Here is a 19,655-nt window from a genome sequence, read left to right on the forward strand (position 1 = left end):
GAGCCTGCCGATGTCGGCCGATCTGAATATCATCCTCCCCGAGATCCTGCTCTCTGTCTTTGCCATGCTGGCGCTTCTGGTCGGGGTCTATACCGGCAAGGACCGCACAGCGCCCGCGCTGACCTGGATCACCGCCGGTGTCATGGCGCTGATCGGCCTGTGGATGGCCCTGACGGGCGAGGGCACGAATGCAGCCTTCGGCGGCATGTTCCTCGATGACGCCTTTGCCCGCTTTGCCAAGGTGACGCTGCTTCTGTCCGGGGCCGTCGTCCTGGTCATGGGGCAGGAGTATATGGAGCGTCGTAATATCCTGCGCTTTGAATACCCGGTGCTGGTGGCGCTTTCGGCCGTTGGCATGATGATGATGGTCTCTGCGGGGGATCTGATCGCGCTTTACATGGGGCTCGAGCTTCAGTCGCTGGCGCTTTACGTCGTCGCCTCGCTGCGCCGCGATTCCGTCCGCTCGACCGAAGCCGGGCTGAAGTACTTCGTGCTGGGCGCTCTGTCCTCGGGCCTGCTGCTTTATGGGTCCTCGCTGGTCTACGGCTTTGCCGGCACCACGCTGTTCAGCGGCATCGTCGCCGCGGCAGGCGAAGGCCAGACGGCCCTGGGTCTGCTCTTCGGGATCGTATTCATGCTGGCCGGTCTGGCCTTCAAGGTCTCGGCCGTGCCCTTCCACATGTGGACCCCCGACGTCTACGAGGGCGCGCCGACCCCGATCACCGCCTTCTTTGCTACCGCGCCCAAGGTTGCGGCCATGGGCCTGTTTGCCCGTGTCATGCATGACGCCTTTGGCGGGCTGGTCGCGGACTGGCAGCAGATCGTGGCGCTTCTGTCGGTGCTGTCGATGTTCCTGGGCGCCATCGCCGCCATCGGCCAGACCAACATCAAGCGCCTGATGGCCTATTCCTCGATCGCCCACATGGGCTATGCGCTGATTGGCCTGGCCGCCGGGACGGAACAGGGCGTCGGTGCCATGCTGACCTACATGGCGATCTACGTGACGATGAACGTCGGCACCTTTGCCTTCATCCTGTCGATGCAGCGCGAAGGCGAACCGGTCACCGATATCTCGGCGCTGAACCTGTACGCGAAGCAGGATCCGGCGCGGGCACTGGCCATGCTGGTGCTGCTTTTCTCGCTGGCAGGTGTGCCGCCGATGATGGGCTTCTTCGCCAAGCTGGGCGTCTGGCAGGCGGGTATTGCCGCCGATCTGGTGTGGCTGGTGGCGCTTTCGGCCGTTGCTTCGGCCATCGGGGCCTATTACTACCTGCGGATCGTCTTCTTCATGTACTTCGGCCAGGAAGGCGTGCAGATCGACACCGCCCGCTCGCCTCTGCTCTGGGGGCTTCTGATGGGTTCGGCCGCGGTGATGGTCCTTGGGATCGTCAACCTGTTCGGCATCGACGGCATCGCCCAGGCGGCCGCCGCTTCGCTGGTGAACTAAGAAGATGAGCAACGTCCTGTCATGGCCGCAAGGCCATGACCGCATCGTGCTGGAGAGCGTCGACAGCACCCTGAACGAAGCGCAGCGCCGGCATGCCGCCGGCGTCACGCGCCCGACCTGGATCCTGGCGCTGGACCAGACCGCGGCGCGGGGCAGGCGGGGCCGACCCTGGGCCATGCCCCCGGGCAATTTCGCCGCCAACCTGATCCTGCCGACGACGGACCGCCCAGACCGTATCGCCCTGCGCAGCTTCACCACCGCCTTGGCGCTGTTTGATGCCTGTGTCCTGGCCACCGGCCGCCCCGAAGGGCTGAGCCTGAAGTGGCCGAACGACGTCCTGCTGAACGGAGGCAAACTGGCCGGTATCCTTCTGGAAACGCTGCAATCCGGCGGGCTGGTCACCGCCGCGTCGATCGGGATCGGTGTGAACCTGGCCGCCGCGCCGCAGCCCGACCAGGTCGAGGCCCGCGCCCTGCGCCCCGTTGCGCTAAGCGAGGCCGGCGGCGACGTCACGCCCGAGGACTTCCTGACCCTTCTGGCCAATGCTTTCGACCGCTACGAGACGCAGTTTGTCACCTATGGCTTCGCCCCGATCCGCACCGCCTGGCTGGACCGCGCCGCGCACCTGGGCGACACGATCACCGCCCGCACCGGGGCCGAGGAATTCCAGGGCGTGTTCGACACCATCGACGACCACGGCCAGCTGATCCTTTCCACCCCGCAGGGCCAGCGCGCCGTCGCTGCGGCCGATATCTTCTTCTGAACCCGGAGGGGCCCTCATGCTTCTTGCCATCGACTGCGGCAACACGAATACCGTCTTCTCGATCCTGGATGGGAAACGGGTGCTGTGCACGCTGCGCACCGCGACCGAACACCAGCGCACCGCCGATCAGTATTACGTCTGGCTGTCGACGCTGCTGTCGCACCACCGGATCCCTCTGGACATCAACGCCGTGATCATCTCAACCACGGTGCCGCGCGTCGTCTTCAACCTGCGCGTCCTGTCGGATCGCTATTTCCACTGCCGCCCGCTGGTCGTGGGCAAGCCTGAATGCCTGCTGCCCCGGCAGCCCCGCGTGGACGAAGGCACCGTGGTCGGTCCCGACCGGCTTGTGAACTCGGCCGGGGCGTTCGACAAATACGGCGGCAACCTGATCGTCGTGGATTTCGGCACCGCCACGACCTTTGACGTGGTCGCCGAAGACGGGGCCTATGTCGGCGGGGTCATCGCGCCGGGCGTGAACCTGTCGCTGCAGGCGCTGCATGAAATGGCCGCCGCCCTGCCGCATGTGGACGTGACCAAACCGCAGAAGGTGATCGGCACCAACACTGTGACCTGCATGCAATCGGGCGTCTTCTGGGGCTACGTCGGCCTGGTGCGCGGCATCTGCGACCGTATTCAGGATGAATATGCGCAGCCGATGAAGGTTATTTCGACCGGAGGCCTTGCGCCTCTGTTCGGGCAGGGCGATACGCTCTACGACGAATTTGATGAATTCCTGACGATCCACGGACTTCGGATCATCTACGACTACAACCGTGAACAGGGTAATGCATGACAACTGAACGGCTGATCTATCTCCCCCTCGGCGGTGCCGGGGAAATCGGCATGAACGCCTATGTCTATGGCTACGGCGCGCCGGGGAAGGAACGGCTAATCCTTGTCGACATCGGCGTCGCCTTTCCCGACATGGACAGCACGCCCGGCGTGGACCTAATCTTTGCCGATATCTCCTGGCTTGAGGAACGGCGCGACCGGCTTGAGGCGGTGTTTATCACCCACGCGCACGAAGACCACGTCGGCGCGATCGGCCACCTGTTCGAACGCCTGGGCGGCCCCAAGGTCTATGCCCGCGCCTTCACCGCGAATATCGCCCGCGGGAAACTGGCGGAATACGGCATCGGCGACAATGCCGTGACGGTGGCGAATGCCTGGCCGGATCAGATCAAGGCCGGGCCTTTCAACATCAGCTTCCTGCCGATTTCGCATTCGATCCCCGAAAGCTCTGCGCTGGTGATCGACAGCCCAGAGGGCCGGGTGATCCACACCGGCGACTTCAAGCTCGACACCGATCCGGTGGTTGGCGACCCATTTGACGAAGACCTCTGGCGCGAGGTTTCGGCCCCTGGCGTGCGCGCGCTGGTCTGCGATTCCACCAACGTCTTCACCACTTACCCCGGCCGGTCCGAAGTCATCGTCGGCCCCGAGATCACCAAGTTGGTCAACCAGTCCACCGGCATGTTCGTCGCCACGACCTTTGCATCGAACGTGGCGCGGGTCAGCACGCTGGCCCACGCGGGGCAGGCGGCGGGGCGGTCGATCTGCCTTCTGGGCCGGGCTATGCGCCGCATGATCGAAGCCTCGATCAAGACCGGCGTCTTGTCCGATTTCCCGACCGTCGTGTCGCCCGAGGATGCCAAGAACATCCCGCGCGAGAACCTGATGCTGATCGTCACCGGGTCGCAGGGTGAACGCCGCGCGGCCTCGGCCTCTCTCTCTCGTGGGAAGCACCTGGGGATCGAGCTGAAAGAGGGCGACACCTTCCTCTTCTCCTCCAAGACGATCCCGGGGAACGAAAAGGAAGTCATCCGCATCATCAACAACTTCTCCGAGATCGGGGTGGATGTGGTCGATGATACCTCGGGGCTCTATCACGTGTCCGGGCACGCAAATGGCCCGGATCTGGAACGGATGCATGATATCGTGAATCCCCAGATCGTTGTGCCCATGCATGGCGAACACCGTCATCTGCGCCAGCACACGAAACTGGCGGAACAGAAACGGCGCAAGGGTGTCTTGGCTGTGAATGGCACCATGGTATCCCTTTCCGGCAATGCGCCCGAGGTGGTGGATTACGTCGAAACCGGCCGCACCTATCTGGACGGTTCTGTCCAGGTCGGCGCCTTGGATGGCGTGATCCGTGATCGTATTCGCATGGCGCTGAACGGCCATGTGACGGTGACGGTCGTTCTGGATGAACAGGACGAACCCCTGGGCGATCCCTGGTGTGACCTGATGGGCCTTCCCGAACTTGGCCGGTCGCATGCGCCCCTGCGCGACGTGCTTGAAGAAGACCTTGGTCAGTTCCTGAACCGCGCCGGCCCGGCTACGCTGACCGATGACGACAAGATTGAAGAATCCCTTCGTCGCATCGTGCGCCAGTCGTCCCAGAACGAAATCGGCAAGAAACCCGAGGTTACGGTGGTCGTAAGCCGCCTGACCTGATCTGGTCGAGAACCCTGGTTATTCCCGTCCGCGACAGGTCGGGGGACCGGAACTCCACCCCAAGCTGACGATCCCTGGACCACCGGAAGATCACCCGCTGGTCCAGCACATCCTCGATTCGCAGCACGCTTAGGGCTGGCATGTCATAGGCGCGGGCGGGCAGGGGAAGTTCGATCCGGGCACCGCCAAGCGACAGATCCAGCACGACCACGGGCGTCGACCTTGGGCCAAAGGCCAGGTCGCCGGGCAGATTGACCCGTAAACGGTCGAAACGCCTTCGATTTACTGCATGTTCAAGTGCTGCAAGTGCCATCAGACCACGCCAAACTAAGCCCGGATGGGCAAAGTTTGACGCAGATGTCTGAAGATTCGCTGAAGATCAGCCTGCGCGGCGCTCTTCAAAGCTTAGCGCGATAAAGCTGGGCATGTGATCGCCCATGCCGACAACCTTGTTGTCATTGTCGCGACCACGGCGGCGCCCACGCTCCTGCTTGGAGTGTTCCGCCTGAACAGGGGCTTCGGATTTCTCCTGAACCTTGTCTTGAAACTTTTCCTGGGGCGCGTCCTTGGGCTGGGCATCCGCCGATTTGCGCGACCGGCTGCGGCTACGCTTGGGCTTGTCTTCCTTCGCGGCCTCGGGGGCGTCTTCCGCCGCCGAAGTGGCCGGACGACCAGGGGTTTCAAGCCGGGGAATCTCTTGTTTCACAAGGGCTTCGATGTCGGCCAGGTTCTTTTCGTCGCGCGGTACGCAGATCATCACGGCCTTGCCCTTGCGACCGGCGCGACCGGTGCGGCCGATGCGGTGCACGTAATCCTCGGCATGGCCGGGAACGTCGAAATTGAACACATGGCTCACGTTCGGAATGTCCAACCCGCGCGCCGCCACGTCCGAGGCGACGAGGAAACGCAGCGTGCCTTCACGGAAGCCATCCAGCGTGCGCATCCGCTGCGACTGATCCAGGTCACCGTGGATCGGGGCCGCGTCATAGCCGTACTTTTTCAACGACTTGGCGGTGATATCCACGTCGGTCTTGCGGTTGCAAAAGATGATCGCGTTGCGGCAGCCTTCGCCTTCCGCTTCGATCAGATCCCGCAGCACGCGGCGCTTTTCGGACCCTTCGCGATCCTTGCGCGACGCCTTGAACAGCAGCACGCCCTGTTCAATGTTTTCCGAGGTGGTCGCCTGACGCGCCACTTCCACGCGCGTCGGCGCAGACAGGAAGGTGTTGGTAATTCTCTCGATCTCGGGTGCCATCGTGGCCGAGAAGAACAGCGTCTGCCGGGTGAAGGGCGTCAGGCTGAAAATCCGTTCGATATCAGGGATAAAGCCCATGTCGAGCATGCGGTCAGCTTCATCGACAACCATGATCTGGACGCCGGTGAGAAGAAGTTTACCACGTTCGAAATGGTCCAGTAGACGGCCGGGGGTAGCGATCAGGACGTCGACGCCGCGGTCGATCAGCGCCTCTTGTTCCTTGAAGGACACGCCACCGATCAGCAGGGCTTTGGTAAGCTTTAGATGCTTGGTGTAAGTGTCGAAGTTTTCGGCAACTTGTGCCGCCAGTTCCCGTGTGGGGCAAAGCACAAGGCTCCGCGGCATGCGGGCCCGGGCGCGGCCTTTGGCCAGCAGGGTGATCATCGGCAGCGTGAAGCTTGCGGTCTTGCCGGTGCCGGTCTGGGCGATACCAAGAACGTCCTTACCTTCCAGCGCCGGGGGGATCGCGCCTGCCTGGATCGGCGTGGGCGATTCGTAGCCAGCTTCGGTGATGGCCTTCAGGACCTTCGGGTCCAGATTCAGATCAGAGAATTTTGTCATGCGTATCCGTGGTTTGCGGACACGTCTTGGCCCGCGCGGCTGAAAGGACCATTTGCCCGTTTGGCGCAGACTATACTCTGCTTTGGTCCGAGTGACGCGGATTTAACGAAAAAACACTGTTTCGTCAAACTGATAACCGTTAGCGCCTGTCAATAGCGCCGGGGAAGTGCCTTTCGCGGATGGCATCCAGTGGAAGGCTGGCCTGATGAAGCAGATTATGGGCCGACAGGCGGGCGCGGTGGTCCGGCGTATCTGCGCAGACTTCCGTGAAGAATTCCCTAAGCGCGGCCTCACCTCCGTCCGCTTCGATCGTGGTGAAAAGGTCGTGAAGCGTCAGGCGGCCACTCTGCGCGGGCTTAAGCTCCGACCGGTAAGACCCCTTGTCATGACGATACCGATACTGCGTTAACCAATCTTCCCAAGACTTGGCGTGAAGATGGGCAAGGGGCAGGGCGGGGGCCTCGGCCGCGCCGGGGTTTTCCTGCCCGCCTACAGTGACATTGTGGATCTTGAAGTCGAGGTCGGGCAGCCCTGTACGCACCATCAGCTTGCCCGCAACATGGCTTAGGAACCCGCAGTCAAGGTAGCTTCCGTAGGTCGGCCAGATCCGAGCCGAGAGGTCCCTGCGCGCGGCCCGATCAAGCGTCAATCGCTTGAAATGATTGGGGTAACCATCGTCCCGCGCCAAGGCTTCCATCGGGCGCATGCGCAGGGTTTGCACCTGCGAAGGACAGGACGAGAGGACCGCGTCGACCGAGCCTTCGGGCAAAAGAAATTCGTCCACGTCGATATGGCAAAGCCAGTCGACATCGGCCTGCCTCCGGTAGGCACGGGTGGCGTTGCGGACCTGCCGAACCTGATGTTTGCGAGGACGGGATCCGTGTTTATCCCAATAATCCGCATCGGTGACCGTGGGCCGAATGCGGGGATGCGCCTTAAGGATATCGAAGGCGTCCGAAGGATCATCGTCAAGATAGATGAACAAACGATGCGCACCCAGTTCCAGGTGCCAGGCGGCGAAGTTCAGGATCGTTTTCAGATCCGCCTTGATCGTCGACACGACGCCCCAGGTCACGCGGAAATCCCGCGCAAACAGCCGTTTGGAAGCGAGGAAACACCCACCACCGCACAGCGATTTACGATCTGTTCACCACGTTCCAACGTCATGAACAGATCCTTAACCGCGCGCGGGGCAGGAGCAAGTCCTCAGCCCATCATCTCTTTGGTGGCGGTCAGCGTCACGTCCGGGTAGTCGCGTTCGACCCGGTCGATGTCCCACTGCAGCCGCGTCAGGTAAACGATGTCGCCATCGTGGTCCGTCGCGATGTGCTGCTTGTTGGCATCGGCAAACTTTTCAACGGCTTGCCGGTCGCCCTTCACCCATCTGGCAGATGTGAATTGCGAACTGTCGAAACGCACGGGCAGGCCGTATTCCAGCTCGATCCGGCTGCCCAGAACCTCGAACTGAAGCGCCCCGACGACGCCAACGATGAAGCCAGACCCGAAGGTCGGCTTGAAGACCTTGGCGGCCCCTTCCTCGGCGAACTGCATCAGCGCCTTTTCCAGGTGCTTCGCCTTCATCGGGTCGCCCGCGCGCACCGATTGCAGCAGCTCCGGCGCGAACGACGGGATGCCGGTGACGCGGATCGCTTCGCCTTCCGTCAGCGTGTCGCCGATGCGCAGCTGACCGTGGTTGGGAATGCCGATGATGTCGCCGGCCCAGGCTTCCTCGGCCAGCTCGCGGTCGGCGGCCAGGAACAGCACGGGGTTCGAGATCGTCATCGGTTTCTTCGACCGCACATGGGTCAGTTTCATGCCGCGTTGGAAGTGGCCAGAGGCCATGCGGACAAATGCAACGCGGTCGCGGTGCTTGGGGTCCATATTGGCCTGCACCTTGAAAACAAAGCCGGAAACCTTCTTTTCCTCGGGCAGGATCTGACGCGGCTCGGCGGTCTGGATCTGCGGCTGCGGCCCATAGGTCGCGATGCCGTCCATCAGTTCCTTCACCCCGAAAGAGTTGATGGCAGAGCCGAACCAGATCGGCGTCATATGCCCTTCGAGCACCGATTGCGGGTCGAGCGCGGGCAGAAGCTCCTTCGCCATCTCGACTTCTTCCACCAGTTTTTCCAGCAGATGCGCGGGCACGTGCTCGGCCAGCTTGGGATCGTCGAGGCCCTTGATCTCGATCGTTTCGGCGACGCGGTTCCGGTCCGCGCGGTCCATCAGTTCCAGCCGGTCACGCAGGATGTCATAGCATCCGACAAAGTCCGAACCCGACCCGATCGGCCAAGAAGCCGGCGTGACGTCGATCGCAAGGTTTTCCTGGATTTCGTCAATAATATCGAAGGTATCGCGGCTTTCCCGGTCCATTTTGTTGCAAAATGTCAAGATCGGCAGGTCGCGCAATCGGCAGACTTCGAACAGTTTCTGGGTCTGGCTTTCCACGCCCTTGGCCCCGTCGATCACCATGATCGCGGCGTCCACGGCGGTCAGCGTGCGATAGGTGTCTTCCGAGAAATCCGAGTGGCCGGGCGTGTCGACAAGGTTGAACCGGAAGGTCTTGAAATCGAACGACATGGCCGAGGCCGAGACCGAGATGCCCCGGTCCTTTTCCATCTGCATGAAGTCCGAGCGCGTGCGCCGCGCTTCGCCCTTGGCCCGCACCTGCCCAGCCATCTGAATGGCCCCGCCGAACAGCAGGAATTTCTCGGTCAGGGTCGTCTTGCCCGCATCCGGATGCGAGATGATCGCAAAGGTGCGACGACGCGCGATTTCGGGCGGCAATTCGGGGCGGTTTTCAGGCGTATCCAGCATGGCGCGCATATATCCGCGCGCCGCCCGCCGCGCAAGCGCGCAGCGCGTTGGATACTTGGCGGCTACCCGGTGGCGGCGCGGGTCGAAGCCAGGCGCAGCGCATCCACCGCATCGGGCCGATCCAGAAGCGCCTTTGCCACTTCGAACTGCAGATGCGGGGCAGTGGCGTGATCGGGTAGGCTGCGGGCCAGCACATCGTCCAGCTCGGGCGGGAGGGCGGCGCGGGTGCGGGTGTCCACCAAAAGCGTTTCGGCCGCGATGCCTTCGGCGTAGATGATTTCGTGCTGATCGAAAAGCAGTTGATAATATTCGACAAAACCGCCGTCCTGCCGGGTGATCGTATCGCCGTTCACCAGATGCCGCGCCTTCACCAGAAGTGCGTTGCGCCCGGCCCCAAGCGTATCGTGGCGCTGGTAGATGAACAGCCGGTGATCGGGGCTGACCACCAGATCATGGTCGTTGTTCAGCGCGCCCTTGGCGATCGAGATCGGGGCGAAATCGCCCACGGCCCGCACGGTGGAATGGCCGATCCAGCGGATTTCCTGCACGCCATTGTCGCGGGTCAGGACCTTGTCACCGATCTTCAGCGCCTCGATCCGTTTCTGCGTGCCCGAAGCCAGAGTGATCCGCGTGCCCTTGGTGAAGGACACACAGGCGACCTCGGCGAATTTGCGGGCGGCCTTTTCGCGGTCGATGCCGACCAGGGTGTAATCGACGCGCGGATGCAGCTCCGACAGGGGCAGGGCGTAGACCCGGGCCAGGTGGCCGCTTGGGTCGACCTCGGCCAGGACGATGACCTCGGTCGTGGTGCCGTCGGGGGACATGAAGGTCAGGCAGCTGTCCAGGTGCAGCGCGCTTCCCGGCGTGCCCACGGCACTGTCTTCGCCCACGGTGATCCGCCCCTGGTCCGAGGAATCCACGCGCAGCCGCAGGGGCTTGGCCCCGTCGGCAAACCCATAGGTGTCATCCAGCGACAGGTCATCGGCACAGGTCAGCGCATCGCCTTCATTGGCCCCCTGCACGCAGGCAAAGTCGCGCCCCCGGAGAACCGGGATCGAGGCTGCGGGCTTGGCAATGGCGGAAATCATGCGGGTATCCTGATCGTGAAGGCGCGCGACTGGGGTCGATGCCCGACTTTTCTGGACCGCGATTGTGGCACCTTGCTGGCAAGTCCCGGGTCATTTGCCGTCATTGTTGCGTTTCTCCGCGCCAATCGAAATAACAGGCGCAACGCACAACAGGAAACCGGGCCAGGCAGACATCGGCCCAGGGGAGGAGTTTCACATGGATCTTGGTATTTCGGGCAAGCGCGCCCTGGTTTGCGCATCCAGCAAGGGCCTGGGCCGTGGGTGCGCCTTTGCCCTGGCCGAAGCCGGGGTCGATCTGATCCTGAACGCCCGCGGGGCCGAGGCGCTGGAACAGACCGCCCAGGAAATCCGCGACGCCCATGGCGTCAGCGTCACCACCGTCGCCGCCGACATCACCACCGATGAAGGCCGCGCCAAGGTGCTGGAGGCCACGGGCGCGGTCGACATCCTGGTGAACAACGCCGGTGGCCCGCCCCCCGGCTTCTGGTCCGACTGGGAGCGTGACGATTTCATCAAGGCGCTGGACGCCAACATGCTGGCCCCGATCGCGCTGATGAAGGCGCTACTGCCGGGCATGATCGACAAGGGCTGGGGCCGCGTGGTCAACATCACCTCGGCTTCGGTCCGGTCGCCCATTGCGCAGCTTGGCCTGTCGAATTCCGCCCGCGCCGGTCTGACCGGGTACGTGGCGGGCACCTCGCGCCAGGTGGCCAAGCATGGCGTGACGATCAACAACCTGCTGCCCGGCCTGCATCAGACCGACCGCGCCGTTTCGCTGGCCCAGGCCACGGCCGACCGCGAAGGCATCACCCTGGACGAGGCCGCCGCCGCGCGCGACGCCGCCAACCCCACGGGCCGCATCGGCACCGCATCCGAATTCGGGGCCACCTGCGCCTTCATGTGTTCGGTACATGCGGGCTTTATGGTGGGGCAGAACGTCCTTCTGGACGGCGGTGCCTTCAACAGCACCGTGTGATCTGAAGGCACTGACAAGACGGGAAGAAAAGGGGGGCGGCCCATGGCCAAGGGGGATGCGCTGAAGGATCAGCTGTTCAATGCGGACAAGCTGTCCTATCTCGCCGGCCTCTTCCGTCGGGTCGACCCTTCCTTCGACCCGACGTTCGAGGCGCGCTGCCTGGCGCGCTTCCCCGAGCTTGAGCTGAAACAGCGCATCGACTGGATCGCCAACTGCCTGATCCCCGCGCTGCCTTCGGACTTTCCGCAGGCGGCGCAGGTGATCGAGGCGGCCCTGCCGCCGCCCCTGGATCCGACCCTGCGCGACGACGACTTTGGCGATTTCATCTTTGCCCCCTTGGGCGAATACGCCGTGCTTCAGGGGCTTGAGGATCATCCCGAACGGCTCCTTGATCTGCTCGAGGCGCTGACGCAGCGGTTTTCCATGGAATACGCCATCCGCCCGGTGATCAACCGCTGGCCGGACCTGGCCTTTGACCGCCTGATGCTCTGGACCGGGCACGACAGCTATCATGTCCGCCGCCTGGTCAGCGAGGGCACGCGCCCGCGCCTGCCCTGGGGGATCGGCTTGACCAGCGATCCCGCCCGCCCGCTTCCTTTGCTGGACAGGCTTTACGGGGACCGTGCGCGCTTTGTCACCCGGTCGGTCGCCAACCACCTGAATGATATCGGGAAAAAGACCCCGGACGCGGTGATCGACAGGCTCACCGCCTGGAACGCGGCCGGAACCGGGGCAGAGCTTGACTGGATCACGCGCCACGCCCTGCGCGATCTGGTGAAAAAGGGTCATCCCGACGCGATGGCGCTGCTGGGCTTTCCCATGGATGCGCCGGTGTCGGTCGATCTGACCCTGCCCGAAAGCGCCCGCATCGGCACCGCGCTTGAATTCACCCTGCACTTAAGCAGCCCCCAAGGCCTCTCGGCGCTGGTGGATTACGTGGTGACCTTCCCGCCGGCCACGCCCGGGGCCAAGGCGCGCCGCAAGGTGCACAAGCTGACCACGGCCGACCTGACGCCGGACACGCCCCTGCAACTGACCAAGCGGCACAAGTTGCCCGCGGATGCCACGACCTATCGGCTGCACCCCGGGCCGGCCCGGGTCGAGATCCAGGTGAACGGCCAGATCCGCGCCTCGGGGGACCTGGTGCTGACGACCTAAGCGCGCGCGACCTTCCGGCCCTTTACCCGCCGGGGCGGCTTTGCTACCCGTGCCAAAGCCTTGCACAAATGATCGGCCAAGCACGTGACAACGCCCCCCCGCCTGGAAATCCGCAACCTGACGCGCCATTTCGACGGCCGGGCTGTGGTCGATGACGTGTCTCTGTCCATCCAGCCGGGGCAGGTGACCTGCCTCCTGGGCCCCTCGGGTTGCGGCAAGTCGACGACCCTGCGGATGATCGCCGGGGTCGAGATGCAGGACAGCGGGCAGATCTGGGTCGACGGCACCCTGGTCTGCGACACCGTTTTCCGCGTGCCGGCCGAACGTCGCCGCATCGGGCTGATGTTCCAGGATTTCGCCCTGTTCCCGCATCTGACCGTGGCCGACAACGTCGCCTTCGGCCTGACCGGAAGCGCGGCGGAAAATCGCGCCCGGGTCGAAACCATGCTGGACCGGGTCAACCTGCGCCGCTTCATCGACGCCTGGCCGCATGAGCTTTCGGGCGGCGAACAGCAGCGCGTCGCCCTGGCGCGTGCCCTGGCCCCCGATCCGCGCATCATGCTGATGGACGAACCCTTCTCGGGCCTCGACAACCGCCTGCGGGACGAGATCCGCGATACAACCCTGGCGATTCTCAAAGAAACCGGAACTGCGGTGCTTCTGGTCACCCATGAGCCGGAAGAGGCGATGCGCATGGCCGATGACATCGCCCTGATGCGCCAGGGTCGAATCGTCCAGCAGGGCGCGCCCTACAACATCTACAACGCCCCCCGCGACAAAGAGGCCGTAGCCTTCTTCAGCGATATCAACGTGATCCACGGCACCGTCCGCAATGCCCTCACCGACACGCCCTTCGGTCAGTTCCTGGCCCCCGGCCAACCTGACGGGGCGCGGGTCGAAATCGTGATCCGCCCGCAGCACCTCAAGATCGACTTCGACCGCAACGGGCAGGGGCCTTTGCCCACGCCGCAGGACGGCACCCCGGCGCGCGGTATCGTCACCCGTGCCCGTTTCATGGGCAGCGAAAGCCTCGTGGAATTCCGCATGGATCACGACGGATCCATGATCAAGGCCACCGTGCCCAATGTCTTCCTGCCCAAACCGGGCAAGCCGCTTTGGCTGACGATCCGCCGCGACCGCTGTTTCGTCTTTCCCGTGACCCACTGATCTCTTTGGTTTTTTCCAAATATCCCGGGGGTGAACCGGCAAAGCCCAAAGGCTTTGACGGGAGGGGGCTGGCCCCCTGCCGCCGCAGGGCCCATGCCCCGGCCTGGGGCAAAGGCAATCTGTCGCGCCCGATCACGGGGTTTTTCCGGACAATCCAAGGATTACACCTTCCCCTTGGCCCCCTTAGCCATTAGATACTTCTGGACTTTCGCACCGGGCGGCCCGATCGCCCGGCGAACAAGGGGAGAGAAGTCATGCTCAACAATATCGGCCTTCCCGGCCTTCTGCTGATCGCCGTCGTCGTGCTCGTTCTCTTCGGACGCGGCAAGATCTCCTCGCTCATGGGCGAGGTCGGCAAGGGCATCACCGCCTTCAAGAAGGGCGTCTCGGACGGCCAGAAAGAGATCGACGACGCCACCGCCGACACGGCGCGCGACGTCACTCCGGAAGAAGAAAAAGACAAGGCGTAACCAGCCATGTTCGGCATGGGCTGGACCGAACTTCTGCTGATCGGCATCGTCGCGCTGATTGTTGTGGGCCCCAAGGACCTTCCGGTCCTGTTCCGCAACATGGGTCAGTTCGTCGGCAAGGCGCGTGGCATGGCGCGGGAATTTTCCCGCGCGATGGAAGACGCCGCCGACCAATCCGGCATGAAGGACGCCACGGACGCATTGCGCGGCCTGTCGAACCCGAAGAAATTCGGGCTGGACAAGGTCAAGGATGCTGCGGATTTCACCAAGTGGGAACCGGGCTCCAGCACCGCCAAACTGGCCGAGGATCGCGCCGAGGCGGCCAAGAAGATCCATGCCGCCAGCGCCGAAAAGGCCACCAAGCGCCGCGAGGCCGAGGCCGCCGCCCAGGCCGACAAGACCGCGCAGGACGCGGCTAAGGCAGCAGCCAAGGCAACCGGGTCGGGTGCCTCTCAGGCCGATGCGACACCCGATGCGGGTGCCGCCGCACCGCAGGCCGACACCGCAGGGGACAGCAAGGCATGAGCGCCGCGCAACAAGACACCACCAACGACGAGATCGAAGACAGCTCCGCCCCCCTGATCGAACACCTGGCCGAGCTGCGCACGCGGCTGATCCATTCGGTCGGGGCCTTCATCGTCGGCATGGTGATCTGCTTCACCGTCTGGAACCCGATCTTCAACTTCCTGACCGAACCGCTGTGTTCGGCCATGTCCGCGCGCGGCGAAACCGGCGATTGCGGGCTGATCCTGATCAAGCTGCAGGAAGGCTTCTTCGTCGCGATCTCGATCTCGCTTCTGGGCGGGCTGGTCCTGTCCTTCCCCTATATCTCCTACCAGATGTGGCGCTTCGTGGCTCCGGGCCTCTACCGGTCTGAAAAGAATGCCTTTCTGCCCTTCCTGATCTCGTCCCCGGCGATGTTCTTCCTGGGCGCGGCCTTCGCCTTCTACGTGGTGACGCCGCTGGCCTTCGACTTCTTCCTGGGCTTCCAGCAGCCAGGCTCGGTCCTCGGTGATGGCGACAGCGACACTGGCATCGCCGGCATCGCCTTCCAGGGCTCGGCCCAGGAATACCTCTCGCTGACGATCAAGTTCATCGTCGCCTTTGGTCTCTGCTTCCAGCTGCCCGTCCTGCTGACCCTGATGGGCAAGGCCGGCCTGGTCAGCGCCGAGGGCCTGGGCAACGTGCGCAAATATGCCGTGGTGGCGATCCTGGTGCTGGCCGCGCTGGTCACCCCGCCGGACGTCATCACCCAGGTGATCCTTTTCGTCGTGGTCTACGGCCTTTACGAAATCTCGATCTTTCTGGTCCGCCGCGTCGAAACCAAGCGTGAAGAACGCCTGCGTGCCGAAGGCTACTACGACGACGAGGATGAAACCGACGACGACGCGGAAGCCGAAGCCGACGCAGATCTCGCCGATGCCGAGGATCCCCTGCTGAAAGAGGACCCCCTGATGAAGGAGTTCGACGCGGCAGAGGACGACGACAATGACGGCACTGGGCCCGAAGATCCGAACGCGCCGAAAAAGACCGACTGAGGACAGATGACGGACGATACCGCCCTGACCCGCATCGCCGAGGCGCTGGAGCGTATGGCTCCCGCGCCTCTCGCCTCTCCGGATTTCGACGCAGCCGACGCATTTGTCTGGGAAACCGATCCCGAACGGCTCGCCCCGGTGTCGCGGGTGTCCCGCGTCGACCTGGACCTGCTGGTCGGCATCGACCGATCCCGCGATACGTTGCTGGCCAATACGCGTCAGTTCGCCAAGGGCCTGCCCGCCAACAACGCCCTGCTCTGGGGCGCGCGCGGCATGGGGAAATCCAGCCTGGTCAAGGCGATCCACGCCAGTGTCAGCGCCGAAACACCGCTGAAGATCGTCGAACTTCAGCGCGAAGACCTGCCCACGGTCGCCCGCCTGATGGACATCCTGCGCGGCTCGGACCACCGCTTCGTGCTGTTCTGTGATGACCTGTCGTTCAGCCATGACGATCAGCACTACAAATCGCTCAAGGCCGTGCTGGATGGTGGCATCGCCGGCCGGCCCGACAACGTGCTGTTCTACGCCACCTCGAACCGCCGCCACCTGATGCCGCGGGACATGATCGAAAACGAACGCTCCTCGGCCATCAACCCCGCCGAGGCGGTCGAGGAAAAGGTCTCACTCTCGGACCGCTTCGGCCTCTGGCTGGGCTTCCACCCCTGCAGCCAGGACGAATACCTGGCGATGATCGACGGCTATTGCGCCGCCCACGGTCTCTCGATCGATCCCGCCACCCTCCGGGCCGAGGCGATCGAATGGCAGGCCACCCGCGGCGCGCGCTCGGGCCGGGTCGCCTGGCAATTCTTCACCGATCTCGCCGGCCGCCACGGCACCCCCCTGCGCTGACTCCCTCGGCCTGCGCCGCCCCCCAACATCCTCTTGCCCAAAATATCCCGGGGTGAATTGAGCCCGCCTGCGGGCTCAAGAGGGGCAGCGCCCCTGAAAAACCCAACAAAAAGAAATGCGCGGCCCCCGGGCCGCGCACCGCTGGATCACATCATTGCCCCATCAGGGCCGCCTGCAAACCTCAGTTCAGGTAATCCATCGGATCCACCGCCTCGAGCCCCTTGCGCACCTCGAAATGCACATAGGACGCCTGGCCGCTGCGGATCTCGGCGATCTTCTGGCCGCGCGTTACGCTCTGACCTTCCGAGACGGCGATATTGTCGACGTTGGAATAGATCGTCAGCAGCTTGCCCTGGTGGCGTACCACGATCACCCGCACGTTGTCCGCGTCCGAGGTGATGGCCGCAACCGTGCCCGCATCCGCCGCACGCACGGAACTGCCCGCAGCGGCCGAGATGTCGATGCCGTCGCTCTTGCCACGGGCGTATTCGCGGATGATCTGGCCCTTGACCGGGTAATCCATGGCCGTCTGCGGGGCCGCGCTCTGGGTCTGGCCCAGGTCGGGCGCGACGCTCGGCGCGGGCTCGGCCGTGGCGGCTTGCTGCACGGGCTGGGTCTCTTCGCGGGGCAGGGGGCGCGTGGCCGAGGGCGGCACCGGCGTCGGCGTGCCCGTGCCCGGAGGCTCGGTCGTCTCGACCGCTGCGGCCTGCTGCGGCACCGGCTGGGCGGCGACGGGGATCAGCAGGTATTGGCCTTCGCGGATCGTGTAATTGCTGTCCAAAGAGTTCCAGTCCGCAAGCGACCGGACCGAGACATCGTAAAGCCGCGACACCGTATAGGCCGTCTCGCCGCGCTGCACCTTGTGGCGCACCGGCTCGGGCCCGGTCAGCTGATCGGGGGCGGCGGGCGGCAGGGTCTCGACCGCGACGCTCTGATCGCCGGCCCGGTCGATGGCATCTCCGGCCAGGCTTTGGATGTCGACCTGCCCCGCGGGCAGGTAGGGCCCGGTTCCTGCGGCACCGGTGGCGATGCTGGGTTCCGACACGCGGCCGGGCAGGGCCAGGATTTCCCCGTTGCGCAGCCGGTCATCGACGCGCAGCCCGTTGTATTCCGCCAGCACATTGGCATCGACGCCGATCCGGGTGGCCACATCCGCGACGCTGTCGCCGCGCTGCGACACCGCCACCTGGTAATTGGGATACGAGATGATGCCGCGATCGTCCGGCGCGGGCCGGTCGATGGTGGCCGTCATCGCCGCCTGGGTGGTCGAGAACCCGCCGAGGTTGCCGCGCAGATCCATGTCGACGGATTCACAGGCCGTCAGCGCGATCAGGGCGACCCCGCCCATCAAGCCGCGCAGGGCGACCCGGTTAAGCCCGGCAAACCGCGCAACTGTCCCCGCTGTTGCGGCCTTCCGGCCCATATCGCGGCCAATACCCTGGGGCGTGCCAAAGTCCTGCATCTGTTCGATCCCTCACCCGCGCCCCTGTCTCCGGGACGTCACCATGTCCGGCCATCTGTCCCGCATTCCGGGACAGGCGGCATTCAATCTTCTTTTGCCACCCCTTCGACCAGCGGCACGAAGCGCACCGATCGAAGTTCTTCGTAGTCATAGCCCGTTTCGTGCCTGTGCACCCGGATCAGGCTTTGCACGGTATCCGACTGCCCCACGGGCAGCACCATGATACCGCCGATCTTGAGCTGAGCCAAGAGAGGCCCCGGCGCGTCCTCGGCCGCGGCGGTCACGATAATACGATCAAACGGGGCCTGATCGGGCAGCCCATGGCTGCCGTCGCCGGTGAAGGTGGTGATATTGCCCTGCTCCATCCGGTCAAAGATCGCCTCGGCCTCGCGGACCAGGCGGGGATGGCGGTCGATCGTGTAGACCCGGCGCGCCATCTGCGCCAGTACCGCGGCCTGATAGCCGCTGCCGGTCCCCACCTCGAGCACCCGGTGCCGCGACGCGACCTGCAGCGCCTGGGTCATCAGCCCGACGACCGAGGGCTGGGAAATCGTCTGGCCGCAGGCGATCGGCAGGGGCATGTCCTCATAGGCGCGTTCGGCAAACAGCCCGCGCACGAAATCACCCCGGTCGACCTTTTCCATGGCCACCAGGGTGGCGCTGTCCGTCACCCCGCGCGACCGCAGGGTATAGAGGAACTGCATCTTGCGTTCCGCGATGGACGCCCCGTCGTTCATGGTCTGACGCTCACTCGATGCCCTTCAGTGCGTCCAGCATATCATGCGCGGTCAGATCCGCGCGCATCGGCGTGACCGAGATGTAGCCATTCAGGTTCACCGCCGCATCCGTCCCCTTGGCCGACGCCTGGCGCTGGTCGGTGCCCTTGGCCCAGAGGAACCGTTTCCCCGAGGGCGACAGATGCGGTTCGACTGAGAAATGCGTATAGGGGCGGATGCCCTGCGGGGCCACGCGCACACCTTTGACCGCATTGGCGGGGCAGGGCGGAAAGTTGATATTGTAGAACAGCTTGTAGGGGTTCTTGTCTTTCAAACCGGCCTCAAGCACCTTGCGCACAACGGCCGCGCCATGCTGCCCCGAGGCCTCGAAAGGATCGGAAATGTTGAAATTGTCCGGGCCCAGGTACTGCGACAGGGCAAAGGCGGGGATGCCCTGAAGCGCCCCTTCCATCGCGCCGCCAAGCGTACCGGAATAGAGCGCGTTCTCGGCCGAGTTGTTGCCCCGGTTCACACCGGACAAAACCAGGTCGACGTCCTTGCCGTTCAGAACGTCATGCAGTCCGGCCATGACGCAGTCGGCGGGCGATCCTTCGGCCGCATAGCGCCGTTCGCCCATCTGGGAAATCATCGTGGGATGGGTGTAGCTGATCATGTGGCCGACGCCGGATTGCTCGAACGCAGGCGCGACGACCCAGACTTCGCCGTCGTCTCCGGCCAGCTCGGCCGCGATCTTTTCAAGGACCTTCAGCCCGGGTGCGTTGATGCCGTCGTCATTGGTCACGAGAATGCGCATGATCTGCCCCATCTGCCTGTTTTGGCCTGAATACCTGCGCAAATCCGGCGGGGCAAGGCGGCAGGCCATGCTGCCGGCCGGGGAAGGGCGGCGCCCACCCCGTCATCTGCCGCG

General features: G+C 64.2%; 19 protein-coding genes. 11 read left to right on the forward strand and 8 right to left on the reverse strand.

Translation table 11 applies throughout. From position 1 onward, the window contains the following. Nucleotides 1-10: 10 nt before the first annotated feature. The 4 genes from nuoN to BMX99_RS04145 are packed head-to-tail and all read left to right on the forward strand — an operon-like array spanning nucleotide 11 to nucleotide 4,673. Nucleotides 11-1,447 carry an NADH-quinone oxidoreductase subunit NuoN gene (nuoN, locus tag BMX99_RS04130; RefSeq protein ID WP_093447579.1) on the forward strand — a complete coding sequence of 479 codons (1,437 nt, stop codon included), beginning with the start codon at nucleotides 11-13 and terminating at the stop codon, nucleotides 1,445-1,447. A 4-nt stretch (nucleotides 1,448-1,451) separates the two neighbouring features. Further along, complete coding sequence (locus BMX99_RS04135) at nucleotides 1,452-2,210, forward strand: biotin--[acetyl-CoA-carboxylase] ligase (protein ID WP_093447581.1); 759 nt, start codon at nucleotides 1,452-1,454, stop codon at nucleotides 2,208-2,210. A gap of 16 nt (nucleotides 2,211-2,226) precedes the next feature. Continuing rightward, nucleotides 2,227-3,006, forward strand: a complete 780-nt coding sequence (locus BMX99_RS04140; RefSeq protein WP_093447584.1) for a type III pantothenate kinase — start codon at nucleotides 2,227-2,229, stop codon at nucleotides 3,004-3,006. Further along, nucleotides 3,003-4,673, forward strand: a complete 1,671-nt coding sequence (locus tag BMX99_RS04145; RefSeq protein ID WP_093447587.1) for a ribonuclease J — start codon at nucleotides 3,003-3,005, stop codon at nucleotides 4,671-4,673. The genes BMX99_RS04140 and BMX99_RS04145 overlap by 4 nt, the downstream gene beginning before the upstream one ends. Here BMX99_RS04145 and BMX99_RS04150 read toward each other — a convergent pair. From BMX99_RS04150 to BMX99_RS04170, 5 genes are all read right to left on the reverse strand, one after another. Continuing rightward, on the reverse strand, nucleotides 4,645-4,986 hold the full coding sequence (locus BMX99_RS04150; protein WP_093447589.1) for a PilZ domain-containing protein: 342 nt from the start codon (nucleotides 4,984-4,986) through the stop codon (nucleotides 4,645-4,647). The genes BMX99_RS04145 and BMX99_RS04150 overlap by 29 nt on opposite strands. A 66-nt stretch (nucleotides 4,987-5,052) precedes the next feature. Then, nucleotides 5,053-6,489 carry a DEAD/DEAH box helicase gene (locus BMX99_RS04155; RefSeq protein WP_093447591.1) on the reverse strand — a complete coding sequence of 479 codons (1,437 nt, stop codon included), beginning with the start codon at nucleotides 6,487-6,489 and terminating at the stop codon, nucleotides 5,053-5,055. A gap of 139 nt (nucleotides 6,490-6,628) precedes the next feature. Beyond that, complete coding sequence (locus BMX99_RS04160; protein ID WP_093447593.1) at nucleotides 6,629-7,564, reverse strand: glycosyltransferase family 2 protein; 936 nt, start codon at nucleotides 7,562-7,564, stop codon at nucleotides 6,629-6,631. Nucleotides 7,565-7,695: 131 nt separating this feature from the next. Next, entirely contained in the window at nucleotides 7,696-9,303 is a 1,608-nt protein-coding gene (locus tag BMX99_RS04165) for a peptide chain release factor 3 (RefSeq protein WP_093448455.1), read from the reverse strand. A 62-nt stretch (nucleotides 9,304-9,365) separates the two neighbouring features. Next, the gene (locus BMX99_RS04170; RefSeq protein ID WP_093447595.1) at nucleotides 9,366-10,391 is read right to left on the reverse strand and encodes a Hint domain-containing protein; all 1,026 of its coding nucleotides are present in this window, start codon (nucleotides 10,389-10,391) and stop codon (nucleotides 9,366-9,368) included. 196 nt (nucleotides 10,392-10,587) lie between these two features. Here BMX99_RS04170 and BMX99_RS04175 point away from each other — a divergent pair, with 196 nt between their 5' ends. The 7 genes from BMX99_RS04175 (at nucleotide 10,588) to BMX99_RS04205 (ending at nucleotide 16,549) form a co-directional block, all read left to right on the forward strand. Further along, the gene (locus BMX99_RS04175; RefSeq protein WP_093447597.1) at nucleotides 10,588-11,367 is read left to right on the forward strand and encodes an SDR family oxidoreductase; all 780 of its coding nucleotides are present in this window, start codon (nucleotides 10,588-10,590) and stop codon (nucleotides 11,365-11,367) included. Nucleotides 11,368-11,409: 42 nt separating this feature from the next. Further along, nucleotides 11,410-12,525 carry a hypothetical protein gene (locus tag BMX99_RS04180; protein WP_093447599.1) on the forward strand — a complete coding sequence of 372 codons (1,116 nt, stop codon included), beginning with the start codon at nucleotides 11,410-11,412 and terminating at the stop codon, nucleotides 12,523-12,525. Nucleotides 12,526-12,609: 84 nt separating this feature from the next. Next, nucleotides 12,610-13,692 (forward strand): ABC transporter ATP-binding protein, encoded by a 1,083-nt coding sequence (locus BMX99_RS04185; protein ID WP_093447601.1) that lies wholly within the window; start codon nucleotides 12,610-12,612, stop codon nucleotides 13,690-13,692. A gap of 254 nt (nucleotides 13,693-13,946) precedes the next feature. After that, nucleotides 13,947-14,162 (forward strand): twin-arginine translocase TatA/TatE family subunit, encoded by a 216-nt coding sequence (locus BMX99_RS04190; RefSeq protein ID WP_093447603.1) that lies wholly within the window; start codon nucleotides 13,947-13,949, stop codon nucleotides 14,160-14,162. Nucleotides 14,163-14,177: 15 nt separating this feature from the next. Next, a complete protein-coding gene (gene tatB / locus BMX99_RS04195; RefSeq protein ID WP_409371757.1) occupies nucleotides 14,178-14,687 on the forward strand; it encodes a Sec-independent protein translocase protein TatB in 510 nt (169 codons plus the stop codon). Then, nucleotides 14,684-15,700 carry a twin-arginine translocase subunit TatC gene (gene tatC, locus BMX99_RS04200; protein WP_093447607.1) on the forward strand — a complete coding sequence of 339 codons (1,017 nt, stop codon included), beginning with the start codon at nucleotides 14,684-14,686 and terminating at the stop codon, nucleotides 15,698-15,700. Before tatB ends, tatC begins: the two co-directional genes overlap by 4 nt. Nucleotides 15,701-15,706: 6 nt before the next feature. Next, nucleotides 15,707-16,549 carry an ATP-binding protein gene (locus tag BMX99_RS04205; RefSeq protein ID WP_093447609.1) on the forward strand — a complete coding sequence of 281 codons (843 nt, stop codon included), beginning with the start codon at nucleotides 15,707-15,709 and terminating at the stop codon, nucleotides 16,547-16,549. A gap of 181 nt (nucleotides 16,550-16,730) precedes the next feature. Here the strand turns inward: BMX99_RS04205 and BMX99_RS04210 are convergent, their stop codons facing one another. The 3 genes from BMX99_RS04210 to surE all read right to left on the reverse strand — a co-directional run bounded on the left by BMX99_RS04210 (nucleotide 16,731) and on the right by surE (nucleotide 19,541). Continuing rightward, on the reverse strand, nucleotides 16,731-17,897 hold the full coding sequence (locus BMX99_RS04210) for a peptidoglycan DD-metalloendopeptidase family protein (protein ID WP_244525644.1): 1,167 nt from the start codon (nucleotides 17,895-17,897) through the stop codon (nucleotides 16,731-16,733). A gap of 197 nt (nucleotides 17,898-18,094) precedes the next feature. Further along, nucleotides 18,095-18,748: a protein-L-isoaspartate(D-aspartate) O-methyltransferase gene (locus BMX99_RS04215; RefSeq protein ID WP_093447612.1), complete on the reverse strand. Its 654-nt coding sequence runs from the start codon at nucleotides 18,746-18,748 to the stop codon at nucleotides 18,095-18,097. 10 nt (nucleotides 18,749-18,758) lie between these two features. After that, nucleotides 18,759-19,541: a 5'/3'-nucleotidase SurE gene (gene surE / locus BMX99_RS04220; RefSeq protein WP_093448460.1), complete on the reverse strand. Its 783-nt coding sequence runs from the start codon at nucleotides 19,539-19,541 to the stop codon at nucleotides 18,759-18,761. Nucleotides 19,542-19,655 lie beyond the last annotated feature (114 nt).

Source organism: Pseudooceanicola nitratireducens (assembly GCF_900109195.1).
Taxonomy (GTDB): Bacteria; Pseudomonadota; Alphaproteobacteria; order Rhodobacterales; family Rhodobacteraceae; genus Pseudooceanicola; species Pseudooceanicola nitratireducens.